The following is a 16,261-nucleotide window of genomic DNA, read 5'->3' on the forward strand; positions in this document are numbered from 1 at the left end:
ATGAAGGTGACGAATGGAAGGAAAGGCGATGCCCCAAGAAGAGAGTGTACTGCGCCTCGGTCGCGACGAGGCCCTCGAGGCGGCGAGGCTTTGGCAGGAGTGCGGCGACGCGCGCGAGTTCGCGTGCAGGGTGCTGGGCGGCGTGATGAACGCACTGATGGACTCCGAGGCCCAGCAGATGTGCGGCGCGAGCCGCAACGAGCGCAGCGACGGCAGGGAGAACAGCCGCAACGGCTACCGCCCCAGGTCGCTCAAGACCGCCGTGGGCGACGTGGAGCTCGAGATACCCAAGCTCAGGCACGGCACCTACTACCCCGAGGGCATGCTCGCGCGATGGTCGCGCGTCGACACCTCGGTGGCCGCCATCGTGCAGGAGATGTACGTGTGCGGCGTGTCCACCCGCAAGGTCGAGCGCGTGGCGTCCAAGCTGGGCATATCCTCGCTGTCGAGCTCGGAGGTCTCGAGCCTCTGCTCCGACCTCGACGCCGAGGTGGCGGAGTTCCGCCGCCGCGACCTTTCGGGCACGCCGTGCTGCTACCTGTGGCTCGACGCCACCTACATGAGCTGCAGGGTCGGCTCGTCGGTCGTCTCGCAGGGCGTCGTGACCGCGATCGGGCTGGGCGCCGACGGGCGCAAGCACTTCCTGGGCTGCGACGTGGTCGACACCGAGAGCGAGGACTCCTGGGCGGCATTCCTCGGCGGGCTGCGCGAGCGCGGGCTGGCCGGCGTCCGCCTCGTGGTCTCCGACAGCCACGCCGGGCTCGTGGCCGCCGTCTCGCGCCTGTTCCAGGGCTGCGCCTGGCAGCGCTGCGTGACGCACCTGCAGCGCAACCTCCAGAGCGCCTGCTCGGGCAGGCCCGAGGACTCCAAGGCGGCCGTCAGGGACCTCGTGCACGCCGCGGTCTACCAGGACGACCCCGACCTCGCGCGCTGCGTGTGGGCCGAGGCGGCGCCCTGGGTGGCGTCGGTGTCCGCCAGGGCCGGCGAGGTCTTCGAGCAGGCCGAGGACTCCGCGCTGGCGTTCACGGCCTTCCCCAGGGCGCACTGGGCCAAGCTCCGCACCAACAACGTCCAGGAGCGCGCCAACCGCGAGATCAAGCGCCGCTACAGGGTCGTGCAGTCCTTCCCCTCGAGGGAGTCGATGCTGCGCCTGACGTGCGCGAGCCTCATGGAGACCGAGGGGCAGTGGTCCCAGCAGCGCGTGTTCTCCGAGGCCTCGGCCGCCGAGGGCTTCGCCGAGACCGCGGACAGGCCGGCCCCGACAGAGGGGAGGCGCCGCGCGCTCGGGCGGCGCGCCAGGGAGATAGTGGACGAGATAGTCGAGAAGCGCGGCCTCAAGAAGGAGTAACATCGGGGCTTGCAGCGACGGACCTCAGGACACTCTTACACCACGTCTGCGCGCGCCACCTGCTGACGTGCCCTATGCGGCATGATTCAGCGGTCTGGAGCCCGTTTTGCCTTAGATTTGCTAAGGCAAGGGGGACCTGCTGACCAAAAAACAGTAAATATGAGTACTGCTACCGATTTGGTAGCAGCAGTTTTGGACTAATAAGGCCAGATATCAAGTCGAAATGGCGATGAATACACGATTTTGATCTAACTGTTAGTCCTTATAATGGACATATGTTGCGTAACTTAAGCAAATACTGTCTTTTTATATGTTGCAAACAAAGTAGCAGTACTCATTTTTGCCATTTTTTGACCACGGCCTTTGTGACAGACGTGCTGGCGGGTTCGAATCCCATGCGCTGGGCATGAAAAAGGAAAGGCCTCCATCGCTGGAGGCCTATCAAATCAGTGGTGGGCGATGAGGGATGTCCGCGTGCGGCTCCGCCGCCCGCATCCGCTTCGTCGCTTCGCTCCTCGCGTGCTGCGCTGGAAAACGCTTCGCGTTTCCTCAGCTCCGCACCCTTGCGGGTTCGAATCCCATGAAATGGGCCCAAACAAAAACGGTCCCCTTTCGAGGACCGTTTCCAATTCAATGGTGGGCGATGAGGGATTCGAACCCCCAGCCTTGTGCGTGTAAAGCACCTGCGCTAACCGTTGCGCCAATCGCCCGTGCGGAGAGAGTATAGCAAAACAATCGCCCCATTCACCTCATATCCATTAAAGGTAACCGGCGCGTGTCACAGCGGAGCTGATTCAGTTGAGATTGCCTGAACATTCCGCCCCTCTTTACGCCCTCGGGTATACTCAAAAGCTACTGATTCGATTTGATGCCCAGCAACAGCAGAGGGGATAGTATATGTGCGGTTTTGTCGGTTTTGTCGGTGGGACGGATAACCAATCCGAGGTGCTCACCAAGATGATGGACCGCATCGTCCATCGCGGTCCCGACATGGGCGGTCAGTTTATCGACGGCCGCGTTGCCCTGGGCTTCCGCCGCCTGTCGATCCTCGACCTGACCGAGGCCGGCGCTCAGCCCATGGCCAATGAGGACGGCAGCGTCGTCATTGTCTTCAACGGCGAGATCTACAACTTCCAAGAACTCCGTTCCGAGCTCGAGGCCAAGGGCTACAAGTTCCACTGCGGCGCCGACACCGAGAGCCTCCTGCACGGCTACGAGGAGTGGGGCGAGGCCGTACTCGATCGTCTGCGCGGTATGTACGCCTTCGTCATCTGGGACAAAAAGAAGAACAAGCTTTTTGGCGCCCGCGACATCTTTGGCATCAAGCCGCTCTACTACTATCCCATGGCCGATGCGGGCGACGGCGCTCCGGGCGTGCTCTTTGGTTCCGAGATCAAGAGCTTCCTGGACTACCCGCACTTCCACAAGGCGGTCAACAAAAAGGCTCTGCGTCCGTACATGACGCTGCAGTATTCGGCAACCGAGGAGACCTTCTTCGAGGGTGTCTACAAGCTGCCGCCGGCGCACTACTTTACCGTCGATATCCCGACCGGCAAGATGAACATCGAGCGTTACTGGGATTGCGATTACTCTGCCGTCGAGAAGCCGTTCGAAGAGTATGTCGATGAGCTGGACGAGGTCGTGCACGAGAGCGTCGAGGCCCATCGCATCGCCGACGTCAAGGTCGCGTCGTTCCTCTCCGGTGGCGTCGACTCCAGCTACATCGCCGCTTGCCTCATGCCCGACAAGACCTTCTCGGTGGGCTTTGACTACAAGAACTTCAACGAGACCAACTACGCCAAGGAGCTTTCCGATAAGCTCGGCGTCGAGAACGTTCGCAAGATGATTACCGCCGACGAGTTCTTCGGTGCGCTCGAGGACATCCAGTATCACATGGACGAGCCGCAGTCCAACCTGTCTTCCGTGCCGCTGTGGTTCTTGGCCGAGATGGCCCGCAAGGACGTCACCGTGGTGCTTTCGGGCGAAGGCGCCGACGAACTCTTTGGCGGCTACGCCTACTACGAGGATACGGTCCCGGTGCGCAAGTACAAAAAGATGGTGCCGCTGCCCATCCGTCGCGCGCTCGGTAACCTGGCGCTGCATATGCCGTACTTCAAGGGACATAACTTCCTGGTCAAGGGTGCCGAGATCCCTGAGAAGTCGTTCCTGGGACAGGCTCTGGTATGGCCGGAGCGCGAGGTCGACGGCGTGCTCAAGCCCGAGTACAACACCGGCGATGGCGCCTTCGAGCTTGCCGCTCCCATCTATGCGCGCGTGAAGGGTCAGCCCGAGCTGGTCAAGAAGCAGTACCTGGACATGAACATGTGGCTCCCGGGCGACATTCTGCTCAAGGCCGACAAGATGTGCATGGCACACTCACTGGAGCTGCGCGTGCCCTTCCTGGACCGCAAAGTCATGGAGTTCGCCGAGCACATTCCCGACCGCTACCGCATCAACGAGAACGGCAACAAACAGGTACTCCGCCACGCTGCCAACAAGTCGCTGCCCGATGAGTGGGCCACCCGTCCCAAGGTGGGCTTCCCGGTGCCGATTGTCTACTGGCTGCGCGAGCAAAAGTGGTACGACTATGTCAAGGAGTACTTCACCGCGCCGTGGGCAAGCGAGTTCTTCAATACCGACGAGCTCATGCACCTGCTCGATCTGCACTTTGCGGGCAAGGGCGATTTCCAGCGCAAGATCTATACGCCGCTCGTGTTCCTAGTGTGGTACAAGCGCTTCTTTATCGACGAGGGCCAGCCTTCTGTTCAGGCTGCCTAGTCTCGGCTTACGAATGCCTGCGCGTAACGGCTCCTCCGGGAGCCGTTTTTGCGCGAGCACGTTTCAGTTACTATGAAAACCGTCCCTGCCAAATGGCTGAGAAAGGTGAAAGATGCACCATTCGGATTCCGCGACCGTGACCACGGTCGATACGCTTGCCAAGCTTCTCGGTGTGTGCGGCGAGCTGCGCGCATCGGAGCAGGTTGACGAGCGTGCCGTGACCGGCTGCTCGTTTGATTCGCGCGCGGTCTCGGCAGGTGACGTGTTCTTTTGCAAAGGTGCTGCCTTTAAGCCCGCGTTTTTGAGCATGGCGCTCGATGCGGGCGCCGTCGCATTTGTGTGCGAGGAGTCGCTGGTCGAGTCTCTGGAGCCGCTGGCGAAGGAGAGCGGTGCTGCGATGCTGGTTGTTGAAAGTGTTCGCACGGCCATGGCCCTGTTGCCGCCGGAGGTCTACGACCGTCCCGACCACGACGTCAAGATCGTGGGCATCACCGGCACCAAGGGAAAGACCACGGCCGCTTTTATGCTCCAGTCGATTATCAAAGCGGCGGGCGAGTCCTGCGGCATGATCGGCTCGGTGAGTACCGACGATGGTATCGAGTGCTACGAGAGCACCAATACTACGCCCGAGGCCCCCGAGGTCTGGCGCCATATCGCCAACTGTCGCACGTCCGGTCGCCAGTCCATGGTCATGGAGGTTTCGAGCCAGGCGCTCAAGTACCAGCGCGTCGAGAACCTGCCGTTTGACGTGGCGTGCTTCCTCAACATCGGGCGTGACCACATCTCGCCGATTGAACACCCCACGTTTGAGGATTATTTTGAGAGCAAGCTCAGGATCTTTGACCAGGCAAAGACCGCCGTGGTGAATCTGGGCACCGAAGAGGTCGACCGTGTGCTGGAGGCAGCGTCGACGGCCGAGCGCTTGGTGACCGTTGGCGTCGAGCATCCCGAGGCAAGCCTGTGGGCGAGCGACGTACGCATGGTCGGCTTTAGCATCGAGTTCAACTTGCATGGCCTGTGTGCCGACGAGTCCGAGGCGGGGGAGAAGGTCCTGCTGGGTATCGCGGGCGACTTTAACGTGGAGAACGCGCTGGTCGCTATCGCCGCCGCGCGCGAGATCGGCATCGGTATCGAGGCTATCAAGAAGGGCCTCTCCAAACTGCGTGTGCCGGGCCGTATGGAGGTCGTGGAGTCGAAGGACGGCCGCGTGATCTGCGTCGTCGACTATGCGCACAACCAGCTTTCGTTCCGTTCGCTTTTCTCGTCGGTCAAGCGCGCGTTTCCCGCCAGCCCGGTCATCGCGGTGTTTGGCGCTGCCGGCGGCAAGGCGCAGGAGCGCCGCGAGCAGCTTCCGCGCGAGGCCGCACCGTATTCCGACCTGATGATCTTTGCCAATGAGGACCCGGCTCACGAGGACCCGATGAAGGTCTGTCGCGAGCTTGCCGAACATGTTCCCGACGATACGCCGAACAAGATCATCCTCGATCGCGAAGCTGCCGTGCATGCGGCGTTCAAGGCGGCGCGCGAGGAGTACGTCAACCCCGATGCTCCTACCATTGTCTTGCTGCTGGCAAAGGGTGACGAGGAGCTCATGCACGTGGGCGACGAGTTCGTGCCCATCGAGAGCGACCTTTCGTTGGCCAATCGCCTGATCGATGTTACCCAGTTTGACTAATGAACCATGATGGCGGCGGCGCCCTGAGTGCGCTGTCGCCATAAGCGTGTTCCCTCAATCAAAACATGCCGTCCAAGTCCAAATCCTTCTACGTAAACGGAGTAACCATGTCCCACAATACCCTGCCGACCGTTGCCGAGCTTTCGGGCGAGATGCGCGAGCGCTTGGCCAAGGTCAAGTACGTCTTTACCGACCTGGATGCCACGATGCTCGCGCCCGGCTCGTGCGCGCTGCGCGACAACGACGGCAACCCTTCGACCAAACTCGTCGAGGCCGTCGTGGCGCTCGCTCGCGCTGGTATCCAGGTGGTTCCCACCTCGGGCCGCAACCGTACCATGATCCACGAGGACGCGCGCGTGCTCGGCCTCAACTCCTACATCGGCGAGATGGGCGGCCTGGTCATGTACGACCTCAAAGCCAACGATTGGGAGTATCTGACCGGCGACATGCCTTACGACCCCGCCTGCGGCCTTACTCCGCACCAGGTGATCGAGCAGACCGGCGTGTGCGAGAAGATCCTCGCCCGCTGGCCGCACAAGATCGAGTACCACAACGACATGTCGACCGGTTACAAATACCGTGAGGTCACCGTCGGCATGCGCGGCGATGTGCCCGACGATGAGGTCCAGGCCATCCTGGACGAGGCCGGCTGCGGTCTGATCTGGGCTTGCAACGGCCATCTGACTCACCTGTCCAAGCCGACGACGCTCGAACTCGATCGCGTCGAGGACGGCCGCGCCTTCAACATCAATCCGGCGGGTCTCAACAAGGGCGTTGCCATTGCGCGCTTCTGCGAGCACCTAGGGATCGAGCGCGAGGAGACGCTCGCGCTCGGCGACTCCGAGTCCGACTTCTACATGGCCGATCACGTGGGCACGTTCTGCTTGGTCGAGAATGGCCTGACGAGCGCCGGCGCGCCCGAGTTCCTGGCTGCTTGCGAGAACGCTTTCGTTACGCGCGGCAAAATTGTCGACGGTTGGGCGGCGACGGCAGAGCTGCTGGTCGCGGCGCGTTCGTAGCGCGGCGTCGCTGCACTTGGACATGTCTTTTCGAGAGAGACTGGTGAGGTAATGTCCGATATCGAGAATCCGGCAGGCGACACGCGCCCGATTGGCGTGTTCGATTCTGGTTTGGGCGGTCTGACGGTTGCGCGCGCCATCGCGACGGCGCTGCCGCACGAGTCCGTCTACTACTTCGGCGACACCAAACGCTGCCCCTACGGCACGCGCACCGAGGATGAGGTGCGCTCGTTTGCGTTGCAGGCGGGTCGTTGGCTTTCGAAGCACGACGTCAAGATTATGGTCATCGCCTGCAACACGGCGACCGCTGCGGCCTTGCGTCTGGCCCAGCAGGTGCTCGACGTTCCCGTGATCGGTGTGATCGCGCCGGGTGCCCGTGCGGCAATCAACAGCACGCGTACGCGTCGCGTGGGCGTGCTCGCCACCAACCTCACCATTCGCTCGGGCGCCTACACGCGCGCCATTCAGGACCTGGATGCCGGCGTCGATGTATACGGCTGTCCTGCCTCGAGCTTTGTCGAGGTTGTCGAACACGAGCTCGCCTCGGGTGCACATCTGCAGGAACAGTGGCTTGAGAACGAGGACATCTTCGATACGCCTGCCGTGCGTGCGCTGGTGGGTGCCACGGTTGAGCCGCTGCGCGACCACGGTATCGATACCGTGGTGCTCGGCTGTACGCATTTCCCGCTGTTGGTGGGACCTATCCGCCATGCGCTGGGGCCTGGGGTGCGCGTCGTGAGTTCCGCCGAGGAGACCACGCGCGAGCTGACCGATATCCTCACGCGCCGCGAGCAGCTGGCGGGCGACGCCGCCGAGCCGCAGCATCGTTTTGCCACGACGGCCGATAACATTGCCGAGTTTGCGGTGGCGGGCAGCTTTATCTTTGGTCAGCCGCTCAAGAGCATCGAACATATCGATATCGATGAGCTGAAATAGATGTAAGGCAGCCGCCAAAGCCTTCGCCACATCTTTTGCCGAAAGGATATTTCTATGGAGTATATGCAGGTCAACCGCGCCAACGGCCGTGCCGCCAATGAGCTGCGCCCCGTCAAGCTCACTCGTGGCGTCATGAAGCACGCCCACGGCTCGTGTTTGGCCGAGTTCGGTGACACGCGCGTACTGTGCGCCGCCACTATCGAGGAGGGCGTGCCGGGCTGGCGAAAGGGAGCTAAGGCCGGCTGGGTGACCGCGGAATACGCCATGCTGCCGGCGTCGACCGGCAAGCGCTGCAAGCGCGAGCACGCCAACCGCAAGGGCCGCTCCATGGAGATCGAGCGCCTCATCGGTCGCAGCCTGCGTACCGTCGTCAATATGAAGGCACTCGGCGAGTACACCGTTACCGTCGACTGCGACGTGATTCAGGCCGATGGCGGCACGCGTACAGCGAGCATCACCGGCGCCTGGGTGGCGCTGCACGACGCCCTCGCCATGTGGGTCGAGGCGGGCAAGATCGAGCGCATCCCGCTTATCGGCCAGGTGGCTGCCATCTCCATGGGCGTTGTCGACGGCAATACGCTGCTTGACCTCGATTATTCCGAGGACAGCCATGCCGAGGTCGACATGAACCTCGTCGCCACCGACACCGGCGAGATGATCGAGCTCCAGGGCACCGGCGAGCAGGCGCCCTTTGACCGCAAACGCCTCAACGCCCTGCTCGACCTGGGCGACAAGGGTATCGCCGAGCTCATCGAGCTTCAGCGCCAAGCCATCGCCTAACCTGCCAAAAGGGACAGGTTTATTTTGGTAGGTTTTATCTGCTGAAATGCTGCGTTGAAAGGTCCGATCGCCTGAGAGGGGAGAGGTCAAGTGCCCAAACGCCCCTCACGCGGCTTGCTATAGAGACAAGGAGGCCAGTCATGGCACTTGAGAAGATTGACATCGACACCCTCGACCCGGCGGCGACCATCGTCGTGGCAACGGGCAACGCCCATAAGCTCACCGAGATCGAGGCCATTTTGGGCAAGGTCATGCCCGAGGTGCGCTTTGTGGCGCTCGGCCAGCTGGGTGATTTTGAGGATCCCGAGGAAAACGGCACGACGTTTTTGGAGAACGCCATCATCAAGGCCCAAGCCGCGGTTGAGGAGACGGGCCTTATGGCCATTGCCGACGATTCGGGCTTGGTCGTCGACGCGCTGGACGGTGAGCCCGGTGTGTATAGCGCGCGCTATGCGGGCGTGCACGGCGACGATGCCGCCAACAACGCCAAGCTTCTCGTTAACCTGGAAGGCGTGGCAGATGAGGACCGCACCGCGCGCTTTATGAGCGTCGTCGCGCTCATCGACACGGACGGTCTGGTTACCTATGGCGAGGGCGCCTGCGAGGGCGTTATCGCGCACGAGGGCCGCGGCGACCATGGTTTTGGCTATGACCCGCTGTTCCTGCCGGTCGACACGCCGGGCAAGACCATGGCCGAGCTGACGGCTGACGAGAAGAACGCCATCAGCCATCGTTTCCACGCGCTCGAGCATCTGTCCGCCAAGCTGACGGGCGAGGAGTAGGCCATGCGTGCGGTGGTGCAGCGCGTGCTCAACGCCGGCGTGACGGTCGACGGCGAGTGCGTGGGCCGCATTGGACGCGGCTACCTGGTGCTGCTGGGTGTGGGCCATGGCGATACGCGTGCCGAGGCCGACAAGCTGTGGGGCAAGCTCCGCGGGCTGCGTATCAACGAGGACGAGAACGGCAAGACCAATCTGGCACTTGCCGATGTCGACGGCGAGGTGCTCGTGGTGTCGCAGTTCACGCTGTTCGCCGACTGCCGCCACGGTCGCCGTCCGTCGTTTACGGATGCCGGCGCGCCCGATGTTGCCAACGAGCTCTACGAGTACTTCCTGACGCTCGTTCGCCAAGATGTCGAACACGTGGCGCACGGCATTTTTGGCGCCGATATGAAAGTCGACTTGGTCAACGACGGCCCATTCACCATCGTCTTGGACACCGATATCCTTTAGGTTACGCGGTTTTACCAAACCGCGTAACAACTGGTCATGCGAGATTGTCGTCTGGTACGTATTCGAGACCGGGCTTTTTTAGCTACTTGCGTATGGCCACAACAGGGTGCTATAGTATTAGAGTTTTGTCTATCTTAGGGGTATTATCCCCTTTTTGAATTGCACCTTCTGGAGGCCCTGTTCATGGAAGAGATGGAAGTCAATCACGTCGACGACATCCACGAGAAGCTGACCGATATGGTGGGCGATCGCGTCAAGGTTAAGGCCAACATGGGCCGTACCCGCGTCGTCGAGCGCATGGGCACCATCAAGAGCGTCCACCCGGCCGTCTTCATTGTCGAGGTTGACGAGCGTCGCGGCCGCAAGTCGCGTCAGTCCTACCAGTACATCGATGTCCTCACCGGCCAGGTCGAGCTGTTCGACCCCGAGAGCGGCGAGCATATCTTTACCCCGCTCGGCAATCAGCTCGAGGAGCATTAACGGTGACCGATTGGTCCCTGACTCTTTCCGCGCCGGCAAAGATCAACCTCTACCTGGGGGTTCATACCGAGCGCGATGACCGCGGCTACCACAGGGTCGATTCCCTGATGGCAGCCGTCGGTCTTTCCGATACCGTGACGGTCACGCCGGCGCAGGCGCTGACCGTCCAGACGGTTCCAGCATCAGATTTTCCCATGCAAAAGAATACGGCGTATCGGGCTGCGGTTGCTATGGCCGAGCATTATGGTCGCGAGGCAAACATCTGCGTGACGATTGAGAAGCGCATTCCATTGTGCGCCGGCTTGGGCGGCCCCTCGACGGATGCGGCCGCGGTCATTGTCGCCTTGGCGGAGCTCTGGGGCATTGATCGCACCGACCCAGCGCTCGACGATATTGCGCGGGGCATTGGTGCTGACGTCCCGTTCTTTTTGCACGCGAGTCCTGCGTTCTACGTAGGTGGGGGAGACGTGCTGGCAACTGAGTACCCCGCGCTGCCCGCGACGCCCGTCGTGCTGGTCAAGCCGCGCGAGGCAAGCGTTTCGACAATTGAAGCCTATCGACGTTTTGACGAGGCCCCGGTGCCTGCGGACAAGCCCGGCGCGATAGCTTCTGCCTTGCGTGCTGGTGATGCCGAGACGGCATATGCACTCATCCATAACAACCTTGGTGTCATTTCCGCACAGATGGAGTCGCAGATTCAAACGGTCCTCGACTGGCTGCGTAAACAGGACGGAACCGTTGCTGTAGATGTGTGCGGATCGGGTGCCTGCTCGTTTGCCATTTGCGACACCGCTGCCATGGCCGAAAGGCTTGCCGATGCTGCCCAGCAAAGTGGCTGGTGGGCCTGCGCGACTGAGCTTATTCCCAACACGGTTCAAATCGACGCGCCAAAGAAATAAAAATTTCTCTAGCACGCGGCGAAAATCTTTGTTACTATAGTCGAGCTAACGGGTTGTGGCTCAGTTTGGTAGAGCACTGCGTTCGGGACGCAGGGGTCGCTGGTTCAAATCCAGTCAACCCGACCAGAGCATGAGGAGGGACCGCTTCTTGCGGTCCCTTTTTTTAGCTATTGTTGTGATACCGCGATACCCGCGGTATACTCATTCGAGCTTGTCTCGCTGTATTGTGGAGGTCTACATGTTTGGACTGAGGGCTCCTGAGCTCATCATTATTCTCGTTGTTATCCTGATTATCTTTGGGCCTAAGAACCTGCCGAAGCTCGGTAAGTCCCTCGGCTCTACCGTCAAGAATATCCGCGAGGGTATGGAGGGCGACGATAAGGACGAGACCAAGCAGGCCGAGGACGTTGTGGTCGAGGAGTCCGAGGAGGACAAGAAGATCGCAGAGCTCGAGGCCCAGCTCGCCGCCGCCAAGAAAAAGAAGGCAGAGGACGGCGACGCGGACGCAGAGTAGTCCCATCCCTTTGGGGTGAGCACCTGACCGGCTTGCCCGCAGGCTAGCCGGTCTTTTTCGTTATGTTGACAGTTGATTGTTACATCATAGTTGGGGAGATATCCGTATGGACGCAAGCCAGATCGTACTGACCGCTGAGGGCCGCCAGAAGCTCGTCGAGGAGCTCGCTTGGCGTGAGGGCGATTACGCCAAGGAGATCGTCGAGGACATCAAGGAAGCCCGCGCGTTTGGCGACCTTTCGGAGAACTCCGAGTACGATGCCGCCAAGGACAAGCAGGCTCAGAATGCTGCTCGCATTGCCGAGATTCAGGCTATTCTCGCCAACGCTCAGGTTGCTGCCACCACGGGCGATCTGACCGTCTCCATCGGTTCCACCGTTTCGCTGATTGATCCCAACGGTGAGGTCATGGAAGTCACGCTCGTCGGTACCACCGAGACCAACTCGCTCGAGCACAAGATCTCCAACGAGTCCCCGGTCGGCCACGCCATCATCGGCCACGGCGAGGGCGACTCCGTCGAGGTCGTTACGCCTTCCGGCAAGACTCGCGTCTACACCATCGCCAAGATCGCACGCTAGACCACGGTCCCGCGTAAAGGTATGTTTTCGCTCCCTGGGACCGAATCCTGGGGAGCGTTTTAGTTTGAGGAGCTAACTTATGGCAGAGAACCAAAACGCCGCCGAGCAGGCATCGACGCTCAACGACGAGCGTGCCACGCGCCTGGCCAAGCGCGCCGCCCTGTTCGAGGCGGGCCAGAACCCCTATCCCGAGCACTCCGAGATCGAGGACTACGTTGCCGACATCGAGGCTAAGTATGCCGATCTTGCCGATGGCGAAGACACCGAGGACGTCGTGAAGATCGGCGGCCGCGTGGTCGCCAAGCGTGGTCAGGGCAAGATCATGTTCATCGTCGTGCGCGACGCAACGGCCGAGATTCAGCTGTTCTGCCGCATCAACGACATGGACGAGGCTGCCTGGAATACGCTCAAGGCCCTCGACCTGGGCGACATCCTGGGCGTGACCGGCGTGGTCGTGCGCACCCAGCGCGGCCAGCTTTCCGTTGCCCCTAAGAGCGCGACCCTGCTTTCCAAGGCCGTTCGTCCGCTGCCCGAGAAGTTCCACGGTCTTTCCGACAAGGAGACCCGCTATCGCCAGCGCTATGTCGACCTGATCGCCAACGACGACGTTCGCGAGACCTTCCGTAAGCGTTCGCAGATTCTCTCTACCTTCCGTCGCTTTATGGAGTCCGACGGTTACATGGAGGTCGAGACCCCCATCCTGCAGACCATCCAGGGCGGCGCTACCGCCAAGCCGTTCATTACCCACTTCAACGCGCTCGATCAGGAGTGCTACCTGCGTATTGCCACCGAGCTCCATCTCAAGCGCTGCATCGTCGGTGGTTTTGAGCGCGTGTTCGAGATCGGCCGCATCTTCCGTAACGAGGGCATGGACCTTACCCACAACCCCGAGTTCACCACGATGGAGGCCTACCGTGCCTTCTCAGACCTCGAGGGCATGAAGGCGCTCGCCCAGGGTGTCATCAAGGCGGCTAACAAGGCCATCGGCAACCCCGAGGTCATCGAGTACCAGGGCCAGACCATCGACCTTTCTGGTGAGTGGGCCAGCCGTCCCATGACCGACATCGTCTCCGACGTGCTCGGCAAGCAGGTCACCATCGACACGCCGGTCGAGGAGCTTGCTGCCGCCGCGCGCGAGAAGGGCCTGGAGATCAAGCCCGAGTGGACTGCCGGCAAGATCATCGCCGAGATTTACGATGAGCTGGGCGAGGACACCATCGTCAACCCGACCTTCGTGTGCGATTACCCCATCGAGGTCAGCCCGCTCGCTAAGCGGTTTGAGGACGACCCGCGTTTGACTCACCGCTTTGAGCTGGTCATCGCCGGCCACGAGTACGCCAACGCATTCTCCGAGCTCAACGACCCGGTCGACCAGGCTGAGCGCTTTGCTGCCCAGATGGCCGAGAAGGCCGGCGGCGACGATGAGGCTATGGAGTATGACGAGGACTACGTGCGCGCCCTCGAGTACGGTATGCCTCCCGCGGGCGGCATTGGCATTGGTATCGACCGCGTGGTCATGCTGCTTACCAACCAGGCTTCTATCCGCGACGTCCTGCTGTTCCCGCACATGAAGCCCGAGAAGGGTTTCCAGTCCGGTGCCGCTGCCGCCAAGGCTGCAGAGGCCGGCAACGCCGCGAGCCCATTCGTTAAGTCGCTTAAGCCCACGCTCGATTACTCCAAGATCGCCGTTGAGCCGCTGTTTGAGGAGTTCGTCGACTTTGATACCTTCTCCAAGAGCGATTTCCGCGCTGTGAAGGTCAAGGCATGCGAGGCCGTCAAGAAGTCCAAGAAGCTGCTGAACTTTACGCTCGACGACGGTACCGGTACCGACCGCACCATCCTCTCCGGTATTCACGCTTATTACGAGCCCGAGGACCTGGTCGGCAAGACCTTGCTCGCCATCACCAACCTGCCTCCGCGCAAGATGATGGGCATCCCCAGCTGCGGCATGCTCATCAGTGCCATCCACGAGGAGGATGGTGAGGAGCGCCTCAACCTGATCCAGCTCGACGCCTCCATCCCCGCCGGCGCAAAGATGTACTAACTTGTTACGCGGTTCTACGAACCGCGTAACGGCTCGACGCTGCGCGGGCCGCATTTGGACAATCTGACGTTCAACTTCAAGGGCGCGACCAAAAGGTCAGCGCCCTTTCGTTTCACGTCACCTTGTCACAAATGCGACCCGCTCGCTGGCGTTGCCAATACATCGACGTTGTCGGAGTAGTCATTGGGGACGTTCTTGAATGACTAGTCGTTGGGGACGTTCTTAAACGACTAGTCATTCAAGAACGTCCCCAATGACTACTCAATGGCTATTGCGCGTATGGCTCGCATGACAGCCGTCTCTTTTATGTTTCCTTTAGCCGTCGCTGTCTAGGATGGGGGTTAGTCGATAGGAAGGGAGCACCGGGATGGACGATGCGAGCGAGCGCGCGATTGAAGAGGACATGCTCGATCAGTTCAACTACTTTGATGATGAGGACGAGGAGCTGATCGATCGTCGCGAGCCAGCGCCGCTTGATTCCTTTGATCTGGTCGATGAAGAGACTGATGAGGACGAGGTCGGATCAACGGAGCCCCCACAGCCTTCGCGCCTTGACTCGCTGCTTTCGAGAGCCCCCATGCACCACGGCGTTCGTGCCGGCGCGCTCCATATGAAAACTGACTGGCACCAGATCGTGACGGCAGGCGATGAGCTTGCCGTCGATGCGCCGCTCACCGATAAATCATCCATCATCTGCCGCACCGGCATGCTTATGCTGGCAAGCGGAACGGGTGCCTGGCGCGTGCGCGATACCATGAATCGTGTTGCCGCCGTACTCGGTGTCACCATCCACGTTGACTTAAGTCTTCTGTCGTTTGAGTGCACCTGCATCGAAGATGGCCACTGCTTTAACGAGGTTGTCAGCCTGCCCACAACGGGAGTCAATACCCATCGCATTTGGATGATGGAGAGCTTCTTAAAGGAAATCGAGACGTATGGGCGCCGGTTTACCGTGCACGAATACCACGAGATGCTCAAGACCGTTGAGAGTTCAAAACCCGATTACTCTCCCTGGCAACAGGGCCTTGCGGCAGCTTGTGCTTGCGGCGCCTTCGTCTTTTTGCTCGGCGGCGGCCCTATCGAGATGGCCTGCGCGTTTGTGGGCGCGGGTGTCGGCAACTTTGCCCGCTCCCATATTCTCAAGCAAGGCCTTGGTCAGTTCAGCGCGCTGACGACCGGCGTTGCGCTCGCTTGCGTTTCGTATCTGCTGGCATTGCTCGGCCTTGGCCAGGTCATACCGGGGGCAATGTCGCACCAAGAAGGCTATATCGGCGCCATGCTCTTTGTGATTCCCGGCTTTCCGCTCATTACGGCGGGCCTCGACATCGCCAAGCTCGACATGCGAAGCGGTATCGAGCGCCTTTCATATGCCGTATCGATTATTGTGATGGCGACGCTCGTAGGTTGGATGGTTGCCGAGTGTGTTGGCCTGGCGCCGGACGACTTTGCCCCACTGGGCCTTTCGCCGCTTGCCCTTACGCTCCTGCGCGTGGTGATGAGCTTCGTTGGCGTATTCGGCTTCTCGGTGATGTTCAACAGCCCGGTAAAGATGGCCGCGGCAGCTGGGTTGATCGGCGCCGTGTCCAATACCCTGCGTCTGACCCTTGTCGATGCGCCGACGATGATTCCCTTCCTGGGCCTCAGCACGGGAATGCCTCCCGAGGCAGCAGCGTTTATCGGCGCGCTGGTATCGGGTCTGCTGGCAAGCTTGGCCGAAGTCAAGCTCACCTACCCGCGCATCGCCCTCACGGTGCCTTCGATTGTCATTATGGTGCCCGGTCTGTATCTCTATCGCTCTATGTATTACATGTGCACCTTCGACACGGTCAACATGCTCGGCTGGTTTGTGCGCGCAGTGCTCATCGTGGCGTTTCTGCCCGTTGGCTTGGGCGTGGCGAGAACCCTCACCGACCCTCGCTGGCGCCATACCAGCTAATTAGCGCAAGGGGGACAGGTTACTTTGCACCAAATGAGTTGCG

Annotated in this window: 14 protein-coding genes and 2 tRNA genes; 15 read left to right on the top strand and 1 reads right to left on the bottom strand. The window is 60.9% G+C overall.

Annotated elements, in window-relative coordinates; translation table 11 throughout:
* Nucleotides 1-13: 13 nt before the first annotated feature.
* On the top strand, nt 14-1,348 hold the full coding sequence (locus ACKUTP_RS04095) for an IS256 family transposase (RefSeq protein ID WP_409063237.1): 1,335 nt from the start codon (nt 14-16) through the stop codon (nt 1,346-1,348).
* 634 nt (nt 1,349-1,982) lie between these two features.
* On the opposite strand, the gene ACKUTP_RS04100 is transcribed toward ACKUTP_RS04095, so the two are convergent.
* Nucleotides 1,983-2,058: transfer RNA gene (locus ACKUTP_RS04100), tRNA-Val, on the bottom strand.
* Nucleotides 2,059-2,245: 187 nt separating this feature from the next.
* Here ACKUTP_RS04100 and asnB point away from each other — a divergent pair.
* From asnB to ACKUTP_RS04170, 14 genes are all read left to right on the top strand, one after another.
* Nucleotides 2,246-4,126 carry an asparagine synthase (glutamine-hydrolyzing) gene (gene asnB / locus ACKUTP_RS04105; RefSeq protein ID WP_161115110.1) on the top strand — a complete coding sequence of 627 codons (1,881 nt, stop codon included), beginning with the start codon at nt 2,246-2,248 and terminating at the stop codon, nt 4,124-4,126.
* 112 nt (nt 4,127-4,238) lie between these two features.
* Nucleotides 4,239-5,801 carry a Mur ligase family protein gene (locus ACKUTP_RS04110; RefSeq protein ID WP_161115111.1) on the top strand — a complete coding sequence of 521 codons (1,563 nt, stop codon included), beginning with the start codon at nt 4,239-4,241 and terminating at the stop codon, nt 5,799-5,801.
* A gap of 107 nt (nt 5,802-5,908) precedes the next feature.
* Complete coding sequence (locus ACKUTP_RS04115; RefSeq protein WP_161115112.1) at nt 5,909-6,820, top strand: HAD family hydrolase; 912 nt, start codon at nt 5,909-5,911, stop codon at nt 6,818-6,820.
* 51 nt (nt 6,821-6,871) lie between these two features.
* Nucleotides 6,872-7,756, top strand: a complete 885-nt coding sequence (gene murI / locus ACKUTP_RS04120; RefSeq protein ID WP_035137557.1) for a glutamate racemase — start codon at nt 6,872-6,874, stop codon at nt 7,754-7,756.
* A 54-nt stretch (nt 7,757-7,810) separates the two neighbouring features.
* On the top strand, nt 7,811-8,536 hold the full coding sequence (rph, locus tag ACKUTP_RS04125; protein ID WP_195232425.1) for a ribonuclease PH: 726 nt from the start codon (nt 7,811-7,813) through the stop codon (nt 8,534-8,536).
* Between the two features lie 140 nt (nt 8,537-8,676).
* On the top strand, nt 8,677-9,318 hold the full coding sequence (rdgB, locus tag ACKUTP_RS04130) for an RdgB/HAM1 family non-canonical purine NTP pyrophosphatase (protein ID WP_022094898.1): 642 nt from the start codon (nt 8,677-8,679) through the stop codon (nt 9,316-9,318).
* Between the two features lie 3 nt (nt 9,319-9,321).
* Complete coding sequence (gene dtd / locus ACKUTP_RS04135; RefSeq protein WP_409063609.1) at nt 9,322-9,768, top strand: D-aminoacyl-tRNA deacylase; 447 nt, start codon at nt 9,322-9,324, stop codon at nt 9,766-9,768.
* Between the two features lie 183 nt (nt 9,769-9,951).
* Nucleotides 9,952-10,248, top strand: a complete 297-nt coding sequence (locus ACKUTP_RS04140) for a Veg family protein (protein ID WP_006234957.1) — start codon at nt 9,952-9,954, stop codon at nt 10,246-10,248.
* 2 nt (nt 10,249-10,250) lie between these two features.
* Nucleotides 10,251-11,147, top strand: coding sequence for a 4-(cytidine 5'-diphospho)-2-C-methyl-D-erythritol kinase (gene ispE, locus ACKUTP_RS04145; RefSeq protein ID WP_409063610.1), 897 nt, complete (start codon nt 10,251-10,253; stop codon nt 11,145-11,147).
* A 49-nt stretch (nt 11,148-11,196) separates the two neighbouring features.
* Nucleotides 11,197-11,273 (top strand) — tRNA-Pro (locus ACKUTP_RS04150).
* 112 nt (nt 11,274-11,385) lie between these two features.
* The gene (gene tatA / locus ACKUTP_RS04155; RefSeq protein ID WP_409063611.1) at nt 11,386-11,661 is read left to right on the top strand and encodes a twin-arginine translocase TatA/TatE family subunit; all 276 of its coding nucleotides are present in this window, start codon (nt 11,386-11,388) and stop codon (nt 11,659-11,661) included.
* 106 nt (nt 11,662-11,767) lie between these two features.
* Nucleotides 11,768-12,238 carry a transcription elongation factor GreA gene (gene greA, locus ACKUTP_RS04160; protein ID WP_006234960.1) on the top strand — a complete coding sequence of 157 codons (471 nt, stop codon included), beginning with the start codon at nt 11,768-11,770 and terminating at the stop codon, nt 12,236-12,238.
* A gap of 79 nt (nt 12,239-12,317) precedes the next feature.
* Nucleotides 12,318-14,282, top strand: a complete 1,965-nt coding sequence (gene lysS / locus ACKUTP_RS04165) for a lysine--tRNA ligase (RefSeq protein WP_409063612.1) — start codon at nt 12,318-12,320, stop codon at nt 14,280-14,282.
* Between the two features lie 367 nt (nt 14,283-14,649).
* Nucleotides 14,650-16,218 carry a threonine/serine exporter ThrE family protein gene (locus ACKUTP_RS04170; RefSeq protein ID WP_409063613.1) on the top strand — a complete coding sequence of 523 codons (1,569 nt, stop codon included), beginning with the start codon at nt 14,650-14,652 and terminating at the stop codon, nt 16,216-16,218.
* Nucleotides 16,219-16,261 lie beyond the last annotated feature (43 nt).

It is taken from the genome of Collinsella sp. wc0529, from assembly GCF_046116875.1.
In the GTDB taxonomy this organism is placed as follows: domain Bacteria; phylum Actinomycetota; class Coriobacteriia; order Coriobacteriales; family Coriobacteriaceae; genus Collinsella.

Excerpts from the sequence above, each read along its gene's own strand:
- ACKUTP_RS04170 (WP_409063613.1), top strand. The coding sequence starts at position 14,650 with ATGGACGATGCGAGCGAGCGCGCGATTGAAGAGGACATGCTCGATCAG.
- rph (WP_195232425.1), top strand. The coding sequence starts at position 7,811 with ATGGAGTATATGCAGGTCAACCGCGCCAACGGCCGTGCCGCCAATGAG.
- asnB (WP_161115110.1), top strand. The coding sequence starts at position 2,246 with ATGTGCGGTTTTGTCGGTTTTGTCGGTGGGACGGATAACCAATCCGAG.
- ACKUTP_RS04115 (WP_161115112.1), top strand. The coding sequence starts at position 5,909 with ATGTCCCACAATACCCTGCCGACCGTTGCCGAGCTTTCGGGCGAGATG.
- ACKUTP_RS04110 (WP_161115111.1), top strand. The coding sequence starts at position 4,239 with ATGCACCATTCGGATTCCGCGACCGTGACCACGGTCGATACGCTTGCC.
- ACKUTP_RS04095 (WP_409063237.1), top strand. The coding sequence starts at position 14 with ATGGAAGGAAAGGCGATGCCCCAAGAAGAGAGTGTACTGCGCCTCGGT.
- tatA (WP_409063611.1), top strand. The coding sequence starts at position 11,386 with ATGTTTGGACTGAGGGCTCCTGAGCTCATCATTATTCTCGTTGTTATC.
- lysS (WP_409063612.1), top strand. The coding sequence starts at position 12,318 with ATGGCAGAGAACCAAAACGCCGCCGAGCAGGCATCGACGCTCAACGAC.
- murI (WP_035137557.1), top strand. The coding sequence starts at position 6,872 with ATGTCCGATATCGAGAATCCGGCAGGCGACACGCGCCCGATTGGCGTG.
- ACKUTP_RS04140 (WP_006234957.1), top strand. The coding sequence starts at position 9,952 with ATGGAAGAGATGGAAGTCAATCACGTCGACGACATCCACGAGAAGCTG.
- dtd (WP_409063609.1), top strand. The coding sequence starts at position 9,322 with ATGCGTGCGGTGGTGCAGCGCGTGCTCAACGCCGGCGTGACGGTCGAC.
- rdgB (WP_022094898.1), top strand. The coding sequence starts at position 8,677 with ATGGCACTTGAGAAGATTGACATCGACACCCTCGACCCGGCGGCGACC.
- greA (WP_006234960.1), top strand. The coding sequence starts at position 11,768 with ATGGACGCAAGCCAGATCGTACTGACCGCTGAGGGCCGCCAGAAGCTC.